The organism is Aeromonas veronii bv. veronii (assembly GCF_000820225.1).
GTDB lineage: Bacteria > Pseudomonadota > Gammaproteobacteria > Enterobacterales > Aeromonadaceae > Aeromonas > Aeromonas veronii.
The window spans coordinates 176,934-194,695 of record NZ_CDDK01000031.1 but is presented as its reverse complement, the minus strand read 5'-3'; the positions used below and the strand labels follow the sequence as shown (position 1 = coordinate 194,695).

Here is a 17,762-nt window from a genome sequence, read left to right as displayed (position 1 = left end):
TATCCCGGGTTCTGTATCCCGGGTCGCAAGGTCGGCTGGCAACCTTGTCTGTTACCGGGTTTGGTGGTGCAATAGCGGACTTTGCCAGCAATTGTGGGGATTTTCGATGTCGGATCAAGTTTTGTCTGCCCTGGAGCACTTTTTTGCCTGCTGGCAACGGAATGGCGAGGCCAGACGAGGCCTGCCCCTGTGCGAGTGGGAGGCGGACTGGCGTTCCCCCTGCCAGCTTGGTGAGCCCGCCGATGGTCGGGTGGCCTGGCGTCCTCACCATCGTCCCGAACCCGCCGACTTTACAGCCATGGCCGATGCCCTCGAGCTGACGATTCATCCCAGCGCCATTGCCCTGTTCGGGCACTGGTTCAGCCGCCCTATCCCCTGCCTTTTCAAGGGGCTGCGCCTTGAACTGATCTTGCCGTGGAACGACGCGGATCTCGACCTGCTCAGGGAGAACCTCATCGGCCACCTGCTGATGCTGCGCAAGCTAAAACGAACCCCCTCCATCTTTATTGCCACCACCCGCAACGAGATGACGCTCATCTCGCTGGATAACGAGAGTGGTCAGGTGTGGCTGGAGTGGCTCGATTCTGGCCGCCGTCTGACGCTGGCTTCCTCCTTACCGGCGTTTCTGGAGCGGCTGGAGACGTTGCCGCAATAGCACCTGTTCGAGCCAAGGTTACTCATCGGAACGAAAAGAGCCTTGCCATGCGGCAAGGCTCTTTTTTATGGCATCGCGTACAGGGAACGCGCTTAATCCTTGAAATCCCAGGAGAGGTTGGAGACCAAGCGACAGCTGTCGCACTTGAAGTCGAAGATCTCGTGCAGTGGCTCTGCCAGCGCCCACTCACCGCCACAGCTGGGGCAGGAGCGCGCCTTCTCCTCGGCCGCGCTCAGCCCGCCCACTCGGTAGAGGTAGTAGTAGGTGGGGATGCCGCTCAGCACTTCCAGCCGTTTGGCCAGATCGCTGCCGCGCCGGTAGAGGCGGCTGCCCACTTCGCCGATTTCATGCAGCGCCGCATGTTCGGCGATGGAGCCGTTCATCTGCAGCTGATCGCATGCCTCCCAATCCTCCTGCCACTTGATGATCTGTTTCTGATCGCCGTTGGCGACCGCGGGCAGTTGGTAGAGCGGAATGGGGGCGAAGTGGTCACCACAGCGCAGCGGCGAGCAGGTATGCAGGAAGCTGGTATAGAGCATCATCCAGCTGGGGCGCTCGCCCTGTGTGCCGCAAGGGTCGGTGCTGTCGGAGAGCAGATCCGCCCCTTGAAGATGGAGCTTTGGCGCCAATAACCCGGCCTGATTGAGCTGCTGTTCGGCCAGTTTGACCTGCTCGCTCTGGTTGTCGGGGTGCAGGCTATCCTGCTCCGGGCAGACTACCCGACTGACGAAATAGCCGTCATGCATGCTGGTGGGGAATTCCCGCCCGAGGATCTGGCCCTGATAACGCAGCATGTCGAGGTAGTTGACGATGGCCCGCTCGGCTTCGCCAAGGGAGGTATCGCGGTAACACTCAAAGCAGAGTTCGACGATATACATGGTTCAGCCTTGCCCCTGCTGGAGGAGCAGGTCGGTCAGGCGATCCACCTTCTGTTCGATGCGCGCGAGCTGTTCGGCGAGTTGCTGCAGGGTGAGCTCCGGTGCAGGCTGAGGCGCGGCCTCTGGCAGGAGCTCGCTCTCGGCGGCCGCGACTGGCTGCTGCTTCCACTGGCTCAGCACTTTCAGCAGCTCGGCCATCGGCACGGGCTGGGTGAGGCGGGCCTTGATCATGGCGGTGGTGGGCGTCAGGCCCTTGGCGGCCAGCTCGTTGGCAATTCGGATGATCTCGTGGGCGGACATAAGCATGCTCTGGGTGAGAGGGGGGATCGATATCGGGGCGGGATCTTAACCAAAGCCGGCAGGGGAGGAAAGAGCGGCTTAGCGGGGCTGGCGCAGCATCACATCGAGCTGGTCGATCGCTTCACACCAGTCGGAGTCGTTCCACAGGGCATCGCGCAGAAAGCTGGCCTGGGCGGCGTTCCAGAAACCGGCCTCCGGCAGCAGGGTTTCATTGTCGAGGTGATGGTCGTGCACAAATCGGTGCAGGCTCAGCTCGTCGTTGGCCATCCCGAGCTGGGCAAACAGGGCTGGCAGATCGTGGACAAGGGGTTCCATCTCGTCTCTCCCTTTGTTTAATCCCTGAGATTATAGACAGGCACAGCCATCGGGCGCAGAGACGAGATTGGGGATCAGGCAGAAGGGATGCGATGGGGTGGCAGATCGACACCCACGACGTGCAGCCCCTGCATCTTGAGGGTGCCCTGATAGTGGCTCTCGCCATCGCTGGAGAATTCAAACTGATAGTGGGTCAGCAGCCGCAGGGGATTATGTGCCAGCTCCCGCCGATGGCGAGCCAGTGACAGCAGTTGCAGATCATGGTGCTGGCAGTAGCGGCGCATATATTGCCAGGCCACTTCTGCCTGTTGGCGTTGCAGCCAGAACAGGCCGGCAATCGCAATCAGCAACAAAATTCCGAGCATCTCTCCCATAGGCGGGCTTCCTTATCGTGATGTCGATAACCGGGAGTCCTGCTCGGCACTCCCGATCTCCTTTTCTATTTCCCGCCGTGTTGCCTCGTGGCGTGAGGGGGAGGCGAGGGATCAGGCCGAGGCAAACAGACGGCCGATGGCCTTGCCCAGCACATCGCTGCGCTCGGGGTCACGCAGTCTGGCCAGCATATCATTGCGCAGGGCCGGTAAAGTGACCAACTCGGCAAAAACCTGATTGAAGAACTGGGTCGGTTGCAGTGCCAGTTGTTCCAGATAGTGGCTGAGCAGATTGGCATCTTTCAGATCGGGCCAGAGCCGGCCGGCGATGGCGAGCAGCAGCGCAGGGCTCGGCTGGGTTTGCAGCAGGGTCAGCAGCTTGTTGGTGCGCAGCGTGCTGCCGGGGCAGGAGGCCATGGCGCGGCAGAGGTAGGCCAGGGTCTCCGGGTTGGGGGCGGCGCACTCCTGCTCCTTGCCGATCCGCTCGAGCAGGGCGCCTTGTACTGCTGGCGGCAGCGGGGCGTTTTCAAGGCTCTGGCAGAGGGCATAAAGCGGCTCTTGCGGCAGCTTGGGCAGCGCCTTGCAGATCAGCGCCAGATTACGCTCATCATGCAGTCGCTCGGCCAGATCGGCAAAGCCCTGCAGCCCCAGCGTCTGCCAACCGGTATCGTTGGGGGCGGCCAGATAGTGGCAGAGGGCATCGTAATAGGCGGAAGGGACCTGCTCCAGCTGGCGTGCCAGCTTGGCGTGCAGACTGGCCATCTTGGCCTCCGCCGGGCGGAAGGTGTAGGGATTGTCGGCCAAGCGCTGGGCCTTCTCTTCATCCAGATCGCCGGTGAGCTTGTAGCCCAGGGTCTCCACCACCTGATCCATGAACAGCTTGGGGCCATTTGACATCAGCAGGCCGCGCTCATCGAGGGCAAACTTGAGGAACCAGAGGTAGTGGCGAGACTCGCTCGGCTGGAAGAAGTGCACACCGAGCCAGGCGTGCTGTTGCAGCGGCCAGGGGTAGGGCTCCTGCTGCTGTTCGATGCGGACAAAGGTATCGCTTGCCAGTGACCGCACCTGGCGGCCCATGTCAAACAGCTGGAACTGGGTGCCAGCCTGAATCAGAAATTCGGTCAAGGTATTAATGGCAGTAGGCGTCGCAGACATGGTGAGATCCGGCTAATGGTGATGCGGGCCGATTATAAGGCCCTTGCCGAGGATAGCCAGTGGCAGCAGACGCGCGTTGCGGCAGATATCAACATGGCAGCCATGCGGGGGGAGGTGTATAGTATCGCCCTTTTTTAACGGCGGCAGGCCGCGCTGGTTGCCGTGTATGTCGTTGACCCGGCTGAACCGCCGGTGCTGTGCGACGGAATGTATCGGCATCATGGCTGACCCTGTCGGGTCGGCGGATCAATTTGTGGTTATGAGGAAGAGAGCGAGATGAATCAATATTTGCTGGTAGCTGGCCTGTTGGGGGAACTCACCGCCGAGTTGCAGCGCCTTGAGCGCTGGCAAGCTGACCATCCCGGTGACGAAGCCCTGGCAAGCACCCTGCCTTTTTGTGTCGATACCCTGAGCTTTGATCAGTGGCTGCAGTTCGTGCTGATCCCGCGCATGGAGCAGCTGGTGATGTTGCAGGCTCCGCTGCCCACCAGCGTCTCCCTTTATCCCATGGCCAGCGAAGTCTACAAAGAAGATCTGGCCGAAGCAGAAGCGCTGCTGCGCCTGATCGCCCGCTTCGATCTGCTGCTTTCCGGCAAAGTGATCGAACAATGATGCCAGATCAAACCCGAGAAGAGAGTGACTTGAAGCTGACCCTGCTCTATCAGGATGAGTGGCTGGTGGCGGTCAACAAGCCGTCCGGTCTGCTGGTGCATCGCAGTTGGCTCGACAAGGGCGAGACCCGTTTTGCCATGCAAATGACCCGGGATCTCATCGGCGGTCGCTATGTGTATCCGGTGCATCGCCTCGACCGACCCACCTCCGGTGTGCTGCTGTTTGCGCTCGATCCGGTGATTGCCCGCGCACTCACCGAAGCCTTTACCCAACGTCAGGTACATAAGGAGTATCTGGCATTGGTGCGGGGCTGGGCACCCGAACAGGGGGTGATCGACTATCCCCTCAAGGAGCAGTTGGACAAGATTGCCGATGCCATGAGCAACCCGGATCGCCCGGCGCAGGATGCCGTCACCACCTTCCGGCGCCTGCATCAGGTCGAGCTGCCCCACGCGGTCTCCAAGAAGCACCCTACCAGTCGCTACAGTCTGGTCAGATTGTTCCCGAAGACCGGCCGCAAGCATCAGTTGCGCCGTCATATGGATCACCTGTTCCACCCCATCGTCGGGGATACCACCCATGGGGATGGTCGTCACAACCGTTTCTTTCGCGAGCACTTCGGTTGCGAGCGGCTGCTGCTGGTGGCCCGCACCCTGAGCTTTACCCATCCGGTGCTCAAGGTACCGATGCGGATCCAGGCGCCGCTCGGTCAGGATGTGCTGCGCCTGTTTGCCGAGCTGGGCTGGCCCGCCAGCGAGAGCGACTACTAAGCGCCTGATCCTCAGCCTTGAACCGGTGGCATCTGACGCCAGCTTGCTGATAGAGTTGCTCAAAAGAGTGACTCACGCGGGGAGCGGAGAATGGCGCAGATCGATATCGTGGTAGGAACTGTCTATGGCGCAGCCATGCTGGTGGCCGAGACCTTGGCAGATGAGCTGGAACGCAAGGGGCATCACTGTTCTCTGCACGAAGAAGCACGGCTGGTGGACATCGACCCCGGCCGTTTTTTATTGCTGGTCAGTGCTACCACTGGGCAGGGGGACATTCCTCCCAATCTGCAGCCCTTTGCCAGCGAGCTGGCTGACAAGGCGCCCAGGCTCAAGGGGCTGCGGTATGCCCTGATTGCCATGGGTGACAGCAGCTATGACCATTTTTGTGGCGCAGGCCGTCGGCTGGACGGGTTGCTGCAAGAGCTGGGCGCCACGCGAGTGATGCCCACGCTGGAGCTGGATGCCACCGTGCACGATGAACCCGAACAGGTGGCACTCAGCTGGCTGAAAAAGTGGGATATTCAGCCCTGAATATTCTCTGAAATAGAGCCATATCAATCCCCTGATCCTTAACCGGCAGGGGATTGTTATTTGCACAAATGTCATCTCACTCAGCAAGCATATTTTCCACGCTTATTGTCGATAGTGGCGGAGGGATATTTTCCCCTTTTGGCATTCCATCGGCGTAATGGTTTCAAGCGTACCGCAGACCCGTCGTCCAAATAAAAGTTCAATCTTGAAAGCGATCTCAGTCATGTTTTTGTCATTCGAACGTAAAATAATGACTTTGGTTCAGTCGCGAATTAATTGCTGGTAACGCTTTCAAGTTTGGTGTAATTGCTTTTTTTGTGATTTTATTGGTTAACTATTGCTTAGTTTGTCGTTTTTTTGCTAGCAGGTGTTGTGGCGATCGTTTGCCGAGCGATTTGTCGCCATTTTGTGAGTCGCTTCATATTTGTCGTGAAATACGCTCCCTATAATCAACCTCGGTTATCACCAACAGGATTACATGGTGATAAGAAGTTGAATATTCAGGATCACACTCCTCACTGCGGGAAATAAGGAATATGACAATGAAAATGAAGTGGCTCCCGATTGCAGCAGCTGTTACTGCCGCCCTGGCTTCCCAAGCCGCCTTTGCCGTAGATTTCCACGGTTACTTCCGTTCCGGTGTCGGTGTTTCCGGCGACGGCGACATGGTTAAATACAACGTCAATAAAGTTGGCCGTCTGGGTAACGAAAATGATACCTACGGTGAAGTGCAACTGGGTCAGGAAGTATTCAACAAAGATGGCAAGACTTTCTATGTTGATTCCATGTTTGCCATGGCTTCCAACGGTTCAAACGACTGGGAAGGTACCGGTACTGTTTGTAACTTCGATGCCAAACAGTGCAATGGTGATTCTGACTTCGCTCTGCGTCAGTTCAACGTACAAGCCAAAGGCTTGCTGAACTTTGCTCCTGAAGCAACCCTGTGGGCTGGTAAGCGTTACTATCAACGCCATGACATCCACATCTCCGACTTCTACTACTGGAACATCTCCGGTGCTGGTGCTGGTATCGAAGGCATCCAGGCTGGTCCGGGTAAAGTCTCTTTCGCATGGGTACGTAACGACCGTAGCGCAAAAGACGTGTTCGGCGAGTACACCAATACCGGAACCAGTGCAGCTCCAAACTACGTGAAGAACGAAGATCTGAACGTAAATACTCTGGATCTGCGTTATGCCGGCATCCCGCTGTGGACCGATGCCTCTCTGGAACTGGGCGTGGATTACGCTCTGGTAAATGAAACCAATGATCAGAAAGCACTGAAGAAAGACCCGCAAGATGGCGTCATGCTGACTGCTGAACTGACCGCAGGCATTCTCGGTGGTTTCAACAAAACCGTGCTGCAATACGGTACCGAAGGTTACTCCAAGACCATGGCTTTCTACGGTGATGGTTCCTGGTACGGCGCTGAAGCCAAAGACGGTGCCGATGGTTTCCGTATCATCAACTGGGGCGTTGTTCCGATGGGCAACTCCTGGGAGATGGGTCATCAGTTGGTCTACGGTGTAGGCAACGAAATGTGGGATGGCAACGACAAGTACGAAACCATGTCCGCTGTTATCCGCCCGATGTACAAGTGGGATGACTTCAACAAGACCATCTTTGAAGGCGGCTACTTCAAAGACAACAACAAGTCTACCAATGGTAGCGAAGACAAAGATGCTGGCTACAAGCTGACCCTGGCACAAGCCTGGTCTGCCGGTTCCAGCTTCTGGGCCCGTCCGGAAATCCGTGTGTTCGCCTCCTATCTGGCTAACGACGAAGACAAGAAAGTCTTCGAAGGCAATACCTCCAAAGACACCTACCAGTTTGGTGTGCAAGCAGAAGCTTGGTGGTAAGCAAAAGTTTAAGTTAAGTTAGTGACTGCCCCCTTATGGGGGCAGTTTTGTTTCGCCGGATCACGGCCACCGGATTATGGAGATAAGAAAAATGAAACGGGTAAAGATGTCTATTGCAGCCGTAATCACTGCGCTATTAACCGGTTGTGCCGGAAACATGGTTGTTCCTCTGCAAGAACATGGCTCGATCTTGAGCGATGCAGATCAAGCCAAGCAAGCGTTGGCCAAAGCCTCCAGCTGCTGTGTGGCGTTTAAAGATTTCAGTTATGCCCCCTTGCCTGAAGGTGAGACCTTGCTGGCGATCGATGGCAAGCAACCCACTTTTCAGTTTGATGAGGGGATGAGTTACTTTGCGGCTTATCGCCTGCCGACCAACACCGGCAATCTGGCGATCAGCCTGGCATCACAGGTGAGTAAAACCGTGATGGTGCCCAAGGTTATTATGCTGGATGCCGAGTTCAAGGTGACTCGGGTCCTGGGTGAGTCAGTATTCAGCTATCAACCTGCTCACTTGCTCGATAACGACCGTATCGAAGGACGTGTTTTTGTTGACCGCAGCATGCCTGGCAACCCGGCCAGCGAAACATACATGATCGTTTATGCGCCCGCGGATAAGCTCTCAGGCAGCACAACAATCCTGCATCCATCAAAAGCATTTGCTCGCGCTAATGGTACCGTTGAGCCTGATATCAAGGATCCGGTGATCCCGCACTCCCCTTGGGGTTTGGTGCAGATCAAAGTCAAAGATATGGCCCGTGGGAGTGGCCTTGAAGCGGTATTCAAACCCGAATATGCCGACAAGGTGGCCATGAGCCAGGGTCAGCAGGTTGCAGCGATAGCGACTACCGCAGCCGTTACCACAACTGCAACAGCTGCGGTCGCAGCCAAACCTGCTCCTGCCATGTTGAGTGAAACTGAAGCCTTCTACCAGAGCCAGATCGAAAAAGAGGTCAAGGCGGGGGATATCGACAAGGCGATGAAGCTGGTGAACGAGGCCGAACGGGCTGGTTCAACCAAGGCAAAAAGCGTGTTTATTGATGCGGTCAAGCGGTCGCAAAAATAGAGTAATACGACCATTTACTGGTCAGATATATTTATTGAGGCCTCCCTTGTTGGAGGCCTTTTTAATCGGTAGACTGTAATAAATAAAAATCACGCCGTTACATTGAGTTACAATGAGTTTCCATTTGATATAAATGGCATTATTAAAATACAAAGTGAAACTGCTATTTATATATCTTTGTAATAGAGTGATAGTGCGGATTATTAACTTATATTAGATGCGTTTTTTAGCCGCTAAACAAGTTGTGATCTTCCCTCCAAATTCAATATTCCCCCGCCTTCGAAAGCAGCAATTTATGACCCGCTGGGTTATATTCTGATGGTCAAAATAAACAAGCCCGACTCGAAGATATCTGAATGAATCAGTCCTTATTTCATCCAGATAGATCGTTCAGGGACGACAATCCATTCAGGAGCGCACACAATGTTCAAAAATGCTTTCTCTAATCTGCAAAAGGTTGGTAAGGCGCTGATGCTGCCAGTATCAGTCTTGCCAGTCGCAGGTATTCTGCTGGGGGTGGGTGCTGCCCACTTCAGCTGGATGCCGGAAATTGTCTCCCAATTGATGGAGCAAGCCGGTGGTTCCGTATTTGGCCAGATGGCCCTGCTGTTCGCAGTGGGTGTTGCTCTGGGCTTTACCAATAACGACGGTGTATCCGGTCTGTCAGCCATCGTTGGCTACGGCATCATGGTCGCAACCCTGAAGGTCATGGCACCTGTGATGGGTGTTGAAACCATCGAAACCGGCGTGCTGGGTGGTATCCTGGCCGGTGGTATCGCTGCCTGGGCGTTCAACCGTTTCTACAAGATCCAGCTGCCAGAGTACCTGGGCTTCTTTGCGGGCAAACGTGCCGTACCCATCATCACCGGTTTCCTCTCCATCGGTCTGGGTGTGATCCTGTCCGTGATTTGGCCGCCAGTGGGTGGCGCCATCGGTGCCTTCTCTGACTGGGCTGCCAACCAGAACCCGGTACTGGCCTTCGGTATCTACGGCGTGGTTGAGCGCTCCCTGATCCCGTTCGGTCTGCACCACATCTGGAACGTACCGTTCTTCTATCAGGCTGGTACCTGCGTCAACGGTGCCGGTGAAACTGTTCACGGTATCATGACCTGCTTCCTGACTGCTGATGACGCTTCCCGCGCTGCCGGTAACGGCTTCGGTCAGCTGGCTGGTGGCTACCTGTTCAAAATGTTCGGTCTGCCTGCTGCTGCGTTCGCCATTGCTCACGCTGCCAAGCCGGAAAACCGTGCCAAGATCGTTGGTATCATGGCCTCTGCAGCCCTGACCTCTTTCCTGACCGGTATCACCGAGCCGATTGAATTCTCCTTCCTGTTCATCGCTCCGGTTCTGTACGCAATCCACGCTGTACTGGCTGGTCTGGCTTATGTGCTGACCAACTCTCTGGGTATCGTACACGGTCATACCTTCTCCAACGGCTTCATCGACTTCGTGGTGCAATCACCGCGTGCCGACAACATGCTGCTGCTGGTTGGTCTGGGTCTGGTTTACGCGGCCATCTACTACGTGGTATTCAGCTTCGTTATCCGTGCCATGAACCTGAAAACCCCGGGTCGTGAAGACGAGACTGCTGAAGAGGCCGTTGGCCAAGGCAAAGACGAAATGTCTGCTGCTCTGGTTGCCGCCTTCGGTGGTAAAGAGAACATCGCTTCTCTGGATGCCTGCATCACCCGTCTGCGTGTTGGTGTGAAAGATGTGGCCAAGGTTGACCAGGCTGGTCTGAAGAAGCTGGGTGCTGCCGGTGTGGTAGTGGCTGGTTCCGGCGTTCAAGCCATCTTCGGTACCAAGTCCGACAACCTGAAAACCGACATGGACATCTGGATGAAGAGCAACTAATTCTGTTGCCTGAATATCAGCGTGTTTGAAGAGGGAGGCGAAAGCCTCCCTCTTGCTATTTGTGCTTGCTTGTAGCGTGTCTCGTGGCTTGGCAGGGGTTGTGTTTTCCAAGGGGCGATATGTAACGGGTTGCCCAATGGTGGCCCAACAGCACAAGGTGGTGTGCTCCGCTCACCTTATCGCACGGCATTGCCAGATAACCCCATAGCCCCATAAAGCCAGCCAATAAAAAGAGCGCCACCAGGGCGCTCTTTTGTCGAGTCGGGGGGATTAGAGCTTCTCCAGATCCCGCTCGATTTCGCTGATCTTGTTCTGCACCACTTTTTCCAGATGGCGCAGGTCGCGCAGGATCTTCTGCTTGATGTCCGGGTCGGCCTGCTGATGAACGCCCTGGGTCAGGTTGTCCAGCTCATCTACCACATACTTGAGGTTGGCGTTGATCTCGGTGACATCCTTGTACTCATGGGTGCCCGAGTCAACCAGCATGGTCTTGCGCTGGCGGGGATACTTGAATTTGACACTCTTGGCGAAGAACTCGCCCTTCTGCTTCTTGAAGTAGATCTTGAGGATGTCGTGGTTGGCCTCCTGGCGCAGGGTGTAGCTGTCGACGGAGGCGGGATCCTGGATCCCCAGGCTCTTCAGATTCTCGTACATCAGGCTTCCTCGGTTTGAAACGATCCTGTCCCATCCATCTTAACCGATGCCTCATGGCTTGCCTGTGACAGGGGCGCCAAAATCAAAAGGGCGCCATCAGGCGCCCTTTCATCACAGCAATGCTGATTACTCGTCGATGGAGCGCAGCAGGGCGTTGATGCCGACTTTGGCACGGGTTTTGGCATCGACCTTTTTGACGATCACCGCCGCGTAGAGGCTGTACTTGCCGCACTTGGAGGGCAGGGAGCCGGAGACGACCACGGAGCCAGCCGGTACGCGGCCGTAGTGGATCTCGCCGGTTTCACGGTCATAGATGCGGGTGGACTGGCCGATAAAGACGCCCATGGAGATGACGGAACCTTCCTCGACGATGACCCCTTCAACCACTTCGGAGCGGGCACCGATAAAGCAGTTGTCTTCGATGATGGTCGGGTTGGCCTGCAGTGGCTCCAGTACGCCACCGATGCCGACGCCGCCGGAGAGATGCACGTTTTTACCGATCTGGGCGCAAGAGCCGACAGTGGCCCAGGTATCGACCATGGTACCTTCGTCAACGAAGGCGCCGATGTTGACGTAGGAGGGCATCAGCACGGTATTGGGGGCAATAAAGGAGCCTTTGCGGGCTGTTGCCGGCGGCACCACGCGCACACCCGCTTCCTTGAACTGCTCGGCGGTGTAGTTGGAGAATTTGAGGGGAACCTTGTCGTAGTACTGGGCATCGTCGCCCTTGATGATGCCGTTGTCGTTGATGCGGAAGTAGAGCAGTACCGCTTTCTTCAGCCACTGATGGACAACCCACTCACCGGCAATCTTCTCGGCAACCCGTGCCTTGCCGGAGTCCAGCAGGTCGATGGCTTGCAGGATGGCGGACTTGGTGGCGCTATCCACGGAGCCCGGAGTAATGGTGTCGCGGCGCTCGAAGGCCGCTTCAATGATCTGTTGCAACTCGGTCATGACAGGTTTCCTTTAAAAAATTCTGTTTGTTGTATCACACTTTTCCGACTGTTTTTAAGGGGTTGACCGGAATTCTTCCAGCCAGCGACCATTTCTTCATCCGATGTGCGCCAACCAGTTGTTTGGTATGGCAAAAAACGCCCGACAATCAGCCTCTTTCGAATCACTCTTCGCTTAATCAAGTACCGACTGCTGGGGGTTGAGTTGGTGTACCAGCCGCTCTTCCAGCTGCTGTTGCTGCTCGGCGGTCAATGGTTCTCCATCGAGGCTTGTCAGGCTGAAAAAGTCCTCGACCCTCTCACCGAAAGTGGCAATTTTGGCGGCGTGCAGCGACAGTCCGCACTGCTGGAAAACCGCACCGATCCGCGCCAGCAGGCCGGGGGTATCGAGGGCCGTCAGCTCCATCAGGGTGTGACGGCTCTCCCCTTTATGAGGCAGGAAGACTACCCGGGTCGGTACGCTGAACTGGCGGTGGCGCCGCGACAGCGGCTTATTGCGCAGCACCAGCTTGCCAGGCTCCTGCAGCGCCTTCTCCAGCGCTTTCTTGATGGTGGCTGTGCGGTTGGGGCTGATGGGCTCGCCGCTCGGCTCCAGCACCACGAAGGTATCGAGCACATAGTTACTGCGCGAGTTCATGATCTGGGCGTCGTGGATGTTGAGGTTCTTCTGATCCAGCGCCGAGGCCACGGTGGCAAACAGATTCGGGGTATCGCGGCAGTAGATAAATACCTCGCTGCCGCCGCGGGTTGGGTGTTTGCCGATGATCACCAGCGGCGCCGGATTGTCACGATGCTCGATGATATGGCGGCAGTGCCAGGCGATCTGCTCCGGGCTGTGACGCAGGAAGTAGTCGGCCTTGAAGTCGCCCCAGAGCTGGTTGATTGCTTCTTCCGATACATCCCGTTGCGCAAGCAGTTGCTTGGCCTGACGCTGGTTTTCGCGAATGCGCAGCCGCATGTCGGGCGGGTTCTCCAGCCCCTGGCGCAGCGCCTTCTGGGTCGCGAAGTAGAGCTCCCGCAGCAGGGTGCCCTTCCAGTCGTTCCACAGGGTATCATTGGTGGCGCAGATATCGGCCACGGTGAGGCAGTAGAGCAGGTCGAGATGCTGCTCGTCGCGCACCTTCTGGGCAAAATCGGTGACCACGTCGGGGTCATAGATGTCGCGGCGCTGGGCGGTGACCGACATCAGCAGATGGTGGCGCACCAGCCAGGCGACCAGCCGACTCTCGTAGCGATCCAGACCGTGCAGCTGGCAGAACTCCAGCGCATCGACGGCGCCGAGCTCCGAGTGATCGCCACGCCGTCCCTTGGCGATATCGTGGAACAGGGCGGCGATGCTGAGCAGCTCCGGTTTGCGCAGCCGGGTGAAGACCTCGTGGCAGAGCGGGTGGCTCTGGCGACTGGCCGGATTGGGGAACTGATGAATGTTCTTGAGCAGCCGATGGGTGTGCTCATCCACGGTGTAGGCGTGGAACATGTCGAACTGCATCTGGCCGACGATGAGGTTCCATTGCGGCAGATAGGCCGCCAGAATGCCGTACTTGTGCATCAGGGTGAGCGGCAGGCCGATGCCGTTGGGGTGGCGCAGCAGCGCCATAAAGAGGCGACGGCAGTCGGGCAAGTCCTGCAACCAGCAGTTGAGTTTGCGCCGTGCCTCCCGCAGCTGGCGCAGGGTGGCCGAGTGGATGCCCGCAATCTCGGGGTGTTGGGCCATCTGATAGAAGAGGCGCAGGATGGCGGCCGGTTCACGGCTAAACAACTCCGCATCCACCGCATCGATGAGGCGGCCACGGAGCTGGAACTCGTCGGAGAGGCGACGCACATCCATGGCGGTGTTGCCGAGGATCGCCTCGTCAAACAGCTGCAGCAGCATCTCGTTGAGCTCGGAGACCCGCCGCACCGTCTGGTAGAAGCGCTTCATCATCTGCTCGACCGGAGTGTTGCCTTCCCCTTCGAACCCCAGCATCTGGGCCACGGTGCGTTGGCGATCGAACAGCAGGCGGTTATCTCCCTTGTTGATGGCCATGTGCAGGGCGAAACGCACCTTCCAGAGAAAATTCTGGCAGTCGAGCAGCTCACGATACTCGGCGCGGTTGAGAAAGCCGTGGCTGGTCATCTCGAACAAGGTGGTAGCGCCAAAGTGGCGGCGGGCGACCCAGGCGAGGGTTTGAATATCCCGCAGGCCACCCGGATTGCTCTTGAGATCGGGCTCCAGCTTGTAGGCGGTGCCGAGAAACTGCTGATGGCGCTCCGTCTGCTCTTGCCGTTTGGCGCGAAAGAAGGCTTCGCTCGGCCAGAAGTGCTGGGGGCCGGTGGCCTCTTTCAGTTGTCGGAAACCCTCCTGGCGACCTGTGATGTAGCGGGCCTCAATGAGGTTGGTTGCGACCGTGATATCGGCGCGCCCCTGCTCGAGACACTCCGCCACGTTGCGCACCGCCTGACCCACCTCCAGCTTGAGATCCCACAGCAAGGTGATGAACTCGCCGATCCGCAGCCCCAGCACCTCGTCCAGCTCATCGCCGTCATAGAGGATCAGCAGGTCGATATCGGAGTGGGGGTGCAGCTCGCCGCGACCATAGCCCCCCACCGCAATGAGGGTGAGGTCGCTCTTGTCGAAGCCGAACTTCTGCCACAGCCGGCAGAGCAGCTGATCCATGTATTCGGAGCGGGTGGCAACCAGCTCGATGATGTTGTCGCCGGCATCAAAACGGGCGTGCAGCCAGCCGAGAAAGCGGCTCAGGTACTCTTTGCAGTTGTCGCGAGTGAGCTGGTCATCGGGTAACAAATGGGGGGAAAGCAGGCTGGCGTCCATGGCATCTCACACGCAAGTGGCAGGCAAATGGCTGAAACAGAAGTAAAAACCCCGGCGCGTTGGAAGTTCAGGGCCGGGGTTCGATGTTAGCTGTGTTTGATGAAGCGGTCGATAGTGTCATCGGGGCGCAGGGTGAGCACCTCGCAGCCGTCCTCGGTCACCAGCAGGGTGTGTTCCCACTGGGCGGAGTCGCCGCCATCCTTGGTGGTCACGGTCCAGCCATCCTTCGGATTGACCTTGCAGTGATACTTCTTGCTGTTGACCATCGGCTCGATGGTGAAGCACATGCCCGCTTTCAGCTCCAGCTTGCCGCTGTTGCGGTAGTGGAGGATCTGCGGCTCTTCGTGGAACTCGGCACCGATACCGTGACCGCAGTAGTCACGCACCACGGAGAAACCGGCCTTCTCGACGATGGGTTGAATGACGGCGCCAATCTCGGTGATGCAGGCACCCGGGCGCACCTTCTTGATGGCGGCATAGAGGCTCTCTTGCGCAACCTTGCAGAGCTGGCGGCGCAGCGGGGTGGTTTCACCCACGATGAACATGGCCGAGGTATCGCCGTGGTAGCCATCCTTGATGACGGTGATATCCAGATTAATGATGTCGCCATCGCGCAGCTTCTTGTGATTCGGGATACCGTGGCAGATCACATCGTTCACTGAGGTGCAGATGGATTTGGGGAAGCCGTGGTAGTTGAGCGGAGCTGGAACCGCCTGTTGTACGTCGACAATATAGTCGTGGCAGAGGGTGTTCAGTTCGTCAGTGGTGACGCCAGCTTTGACATGGGGCGCAATCATGACCAGCACATCGGCGGCCAATTGGCCGGCAACGCGCATCTTTTCAATCTCTTCCGGTGTCTTGATTTTAATGGACATGGGATCTCTCTTGCGGCCTGCCGCTGGGCCTGCGAGGGCAGACAGGACAGGTAATGAAAAATAGATGCGTTTGCAATCAGGGCAAAATTTTATCCGCAACCCCCTCGTACTTCCAGTGTGATTGTCATCACAACGTCAAATCAGCGTCGCAGCATCCTCTGGCGGGATCCATATTTACACCTGTTTAGGGTGTCGGCCGGTGGTGTCCTGAACAAAGTTATGGTATAAAGCGCGCCGGAATGGGGAACTTGCGTCCCGATTTCATCACCCTTACTTAAACAACACACACACATCGACACATATGCCGGGGTGCCTTAACGGGTCGGTTATATGGGATGTGTGGAGGCCTAACCCCAATACAGAGGTATAAAATGGCTAAAGTTTCTATGCGCGACATGCTGCAAGCCGGCGTTCACTTCGGTCACCAGACTCGTTACTGGAACCCGAAAATGAAATCCTACATCTTCGGTGCCCGCAGCAAAGTTCACATCATCAACCTGGAAAAAACCGTTCCGATGTTTGACGATGCCATGAACTTCATCAGCTCCGTAGCTGCCAAGAAAGGCAAGGTACTGTTCGTTGGTACCAAGCGTGCCGCGTCTGAAGCCGTAAAAGAAGCCGCTGAGCGTTGCGACCAGTTCTATGTAAACCACCGCTGGCTGGGCGGTATGCTGACCAACTGGAAAACCGTTCGTCAGTCTATCAAGCGCCTGAAAGATCTGGAAACCCAGAGCCAAGACGGTACCTTCGACAAGCTGACCAAGAAAGAGGCGCTGATGCGTACTCGCGAAATGGAAAAGCTGGAGAAGAGCCTGGGTGGTATCAAGAACATGGGCGGCCTGCCTGACGTTCTGTTCGTTGTCGATGCCGACCACGAGCATATCGCTATCAAAGAAGCCAATAACCTGGGTATCCCGGTAGTTTCCATCGTTGATACCAACTCCAACCCGGACGGCGTTGACTATGTCATCCCGGGTAACGACGACGCTATCCGTGCCGTACAGCTGTACCTGAATGCTGCTGCTGACACCGTACTGGAAGCTCGCGCTCAGGACATCGTTGTTCAAGCCGAACAAGATGGCTTCGTTGAAGCTGAGTAATTGATAAGGACTGTAAAGCCCTTATTAACCAAGCTGATGTAATTGGTTAGCAGGGGCCCTTGTGGCCCCTGTTTCTTGTCAATTCAAGACCGAGGATACTGGACATGGCTAACGTTACTGCCGCCCTGGTAAAAGAACTGCGCGAGCGCACTGCCGCTGGCATGATGGATTGCAAAAAAGCACTGGAAGAAGCTGCTGGTGATATCGAGCTGGCAATTGAGAACATGCGCAAATCCGGTCAGGCCAAAGCCGCCAAGAAAGCTGGCCGTATCGCCGCTGAAGGCGTTATCTTTGCTCGCACCGAAGGCAACGTTGCCGTCATGATCGAGCTGAACAGCGAAACCGACTTCGTCGCCAAAGATGCCAGCTTCATGGCAATGGGCCAGAAGATCGCTGACATCGCTGCGACCCAGAAAATTGCTGACGTTGACGCGCTGAAAGCCGCTGACTTCGGTAACGGCGAATCCGTCGAGCTGACCATCACCAACCTGATCGCCAAGATCGGTGAGAACATGAACCTGCGTCGCGTGATGCTGGTTGAAGGTGACAACCTGGGTACCTACGTTCACGGTTCCCGCATTGGTGTTATCACCAAGCTGACCGGTGGTTCTGCCGAGCTGGCCAAAGATCTGGCCATGCACGTTGCTGCCAACAGCCCGCAATTCGTCAAGCCTGAAGACGTGTCTGCTGAAGTCGTTGCCAAAGAGCGCGAAATCCAGATCGACATCGCCATCAACTCCGGCAAGCCGAAAGAGATCGCCGAGAAGATGGTTGAAGGCCGCATGAAGAAGTTCACCGGTGAGGTTTCCCTGACTGGTCAACCGTTCGTGAAAGATCCTTCCATGACCGTTGCCGAGCTGCTGAAGAAAGAAGGCGCTGACGTTGTCTCCTTCACCCGTTTCGAAGTGGGCGAAGGCATCGAGAAGCAAGAGACCGATTTCGCTGCTGAAGTTGCAGCCCAAATCGCGGCCGCTCAAAAGGCCTAATCGAACCGGTTTTTCCGTTTCC

The 17,762-nt window shown here is 56.8% G+C and carries 18 protein-coding genes; 9 read left to right on the top strand and 9 right to left on the bottom strand.

All coding sequences use genetic code 11. From position 1 onward, the window contains the following. Positions 1–106 precede the first annotated feature (106 nt). Positions 107–655, top strand: a complete 549-nt coding sequence (gene syd / locus BN1139_RS13480) for a SecY-interacting protein (protein ID WP_005349735.1) — start codon at positions 107–109, stop codon at positions 653–655. Between the two features lie 92 nt (positions 656–747). Here syd and BN1139_RS13475 read toward each other — a convergent pair whose 3' ends face one another. From BN1139_RS13475 to BN1139_RS13455, 5 genes are all read right to left on the bottom strand, one after another. Continuing rightward, positions 748–1,533, bottom strand: coding sequence for a Zn-ribbon-containing protein (locus tag BN1139_RS13475; protein WP_005349736.1), 786 nt, complete (start codon positions 1,531–1,533; stop codon positions 748–750). Positions 1,534–1,536: 3 nt separating this feature from the next. Continuing rightward, the gene (locus BN1139_RS13470; RefSeq protein WP_005349737.1) at positions 1,537–1,833 is read right to left on the bottom strand and encodes a hypothetical protein; all 297 of its coding nucleotides are present in this window, start codon (positions 1,831–1,833) and stop codon (positions 1,537–1,539) included. 78 nt (positions 1,834–1,911) lie between these two features. Next, entirely contained in the window at positions 1,912–2,148 is a 237-nt protein-coding gene (locus tag BN1139_RS13465) for a DUF2789 family protein (protein ID WP_005338602.1), read from the bottom strand. A gap of 74 nt (positions 2,149–2,222) precedes the next feature. Beyond that, positions 2,223–2,522, bottom strand: a complete 300-nt coding sequence (locus BN1139_RS13460) for a DUF3301 domain-containing protein (RefSeq protein WP_005349738.1) — start codon at positions 2,520–2,522, stop codon at positions 2,223–2,225. 111 nt (positions 2,523–2,633) lie between these two features. Next, complete coding sequence (locus BN1139_RS13455) at positions 2,634–3,674, bottom strand: DUF3549 family protein (protein WP_005349741.1); 1,041 nt, start codon at positions 3,672–3,674, stop codon at positions 2,634–2,636. Positions 3,675–3,950: 276 nt separating this feature from the next. Here BN1139_RS13455 and BN1139_RS13450 point away from each other — a divergent pair, with 276 nt between their 5' ends. From BN1139_RS13450 to ptsG, 6 genes are all read left to right on the top strand, one after another. Next, positions 3,951–4,286, top strand: a complete 336-nt coding sequence (locus BN1139_RS13450) for a YqcC family protein (RefSeq protein ID WP_005338596.1) — start codon at positions 3,951–3,953, stop codon at positions 4,284–4,286. Beyond that, positions 4,283–5,056, top strand: coding sequence for a tRNA pseudouridine(65) synthase TruC (gene truC / locus BN1139_RS13445; RefSeq protein WP_013724023.1), 774 nt, complete (start codon positions 4,283–4,285; stop codon positions 5,054–5,056). Before BN1139_RS13450 ends, truC begins: the two co-directional genes overlap by 4 nt. 90 nt (positions 5,057–5,146) lie before the next feature. Beyond that, on the top strand, positions 5,147–5,587 hold the full coding sequence (locus tag BN1139_RS13440) for a flavodoxin (protein ID WP_005349748.1): 441 nt from the start codon (positions 5,147–5,149) through the stop codon (positions 5,585–5,587). A gap of 542 nt (positions 5,588–6,129) precedes the next feature. After that, entirely contained in the window at positions 6,130–7,443 is a 1,314-nt protein-coding gene (locus BN1139_RS13435) for a maltoporin (protein WP_005349751.1), read from the top strand. Positions 7,444–7,534: 91 nt separating this feature from the next. Beyond that, positions 7,535–8,506 (top strand): MalM family protein, encoded by a 972-nt coding sequence (locus BN1139_RS13430; RefSeq protein ID WP_005349755.1) that lies wholly within the window; start codon positions 7,535–7,537, stop codon positions 8,504–8,506. Between the two features lie 423 nt (positions 8,507–8,929). Beyond that, positions 8,930–10,360 carry a PTS glucose transporter subunit IIBC gene (gene ptsG, locus BN1139_RS13425; RefSeq protein WP_005338586.1) on the top strand — a complete coding sequence of 477 codons (1,431 nt, stop codon included), beginning with the start codon at positions 8,930–8,932 and terminating at the stop codon, positions 10,358–10,360. Positions 10,361–10,630: 270 nt separating this feature from the next. On the opposite strand, the gene BN1139_RS13420 is transcribed toward ptsG, so the two are convergent. The 4 genes from BN1139_RS13420 to map all read right to left on the bottom strand — a co-directional run bounded on the left by BN1139_RS13420 (position 10,631) and on the right by map (position 15,654). After that, on the bottom strand, positions 10,631–11,014 hold the full coding sequence (locus BN1139_RS13420; protein ID WP_005338583.1) for a DUF3461 family protein: 384 nt from the start codon (positions 11,012–11,014) through the stop codon (positions 10,631–10,633). 126 nt (positions 11,015–11,140) lie between these two features. Next, positions 11,141–11,968, bottom strand: coding sequence for a 2,3,4,5-tetrahydropyridine-2,6-dicarboxylate N-succinyltransferase (gene dapD, locus BN1139_RS13415; RefSeq protein ID WP_005338581.1), 828 nt, complete (start codon positions 11,966–11,968; stop codon positions 11,141–11,143). A gap of 174 nt (positions 11,969–12,142) precedes the next feature. Continuing rightward, positions 12,143–14,779, bottom strand: coding sequence for a bifunctional uridylyltransferase/uridylyl-removing protein GlnD (glnD, locus tag BN1139_RS13410; protein WP_013724022.1), 2,637 nt, complete (start codon positions 14,777–14,779; stop codon positions 12,143–12,145). An 86-nt stretch (positions 14,780–14,865) separates the two neighbouring features. Further along, positions 14,866–15,654, bottom strand: coding sequence for a type I methionyl aminopeptidase (map, locus tag BN1139_RS13405; protein WP_005338579.1), 789 nt, complete (start codon positions 15,652–15,654; stop codon positions 14,866–14,868). Positions 15,655–16,025: 371 nt separating this feature from the next. Here map and rpsB point away from each other — a divergent pair, with 371 nt between their 5' ends. Together rpsB and tsf are read left to right on the top strand one after the other, a co-directional pair. Continuing rightward, on the top strand, positions 16,026–16,754 hold the full coding sequence (rpsB, locus tag BN1139_RS13400; protein WP_005303470.1) for a 30S ribosomal protein S2: 729 nt from the start codon (positions 16,026–16,028) through the stop codon (positions 16,752–16,754). Positions 16,755–16,858: 104 nt separating this feature from the next. Continuing rightward, a complete protein-coding gene (gene tsf, locus BN1139_RS13395; RefSeq protein ID WP_005338578.1) occupies positions 16,859–17,740 on the top strand; it encodes a translation elongation factor Ts in 882 nt (293 codons plus the stop codon). Positions 17,741–17,762 lie beyond the last annotated feature (22 nt).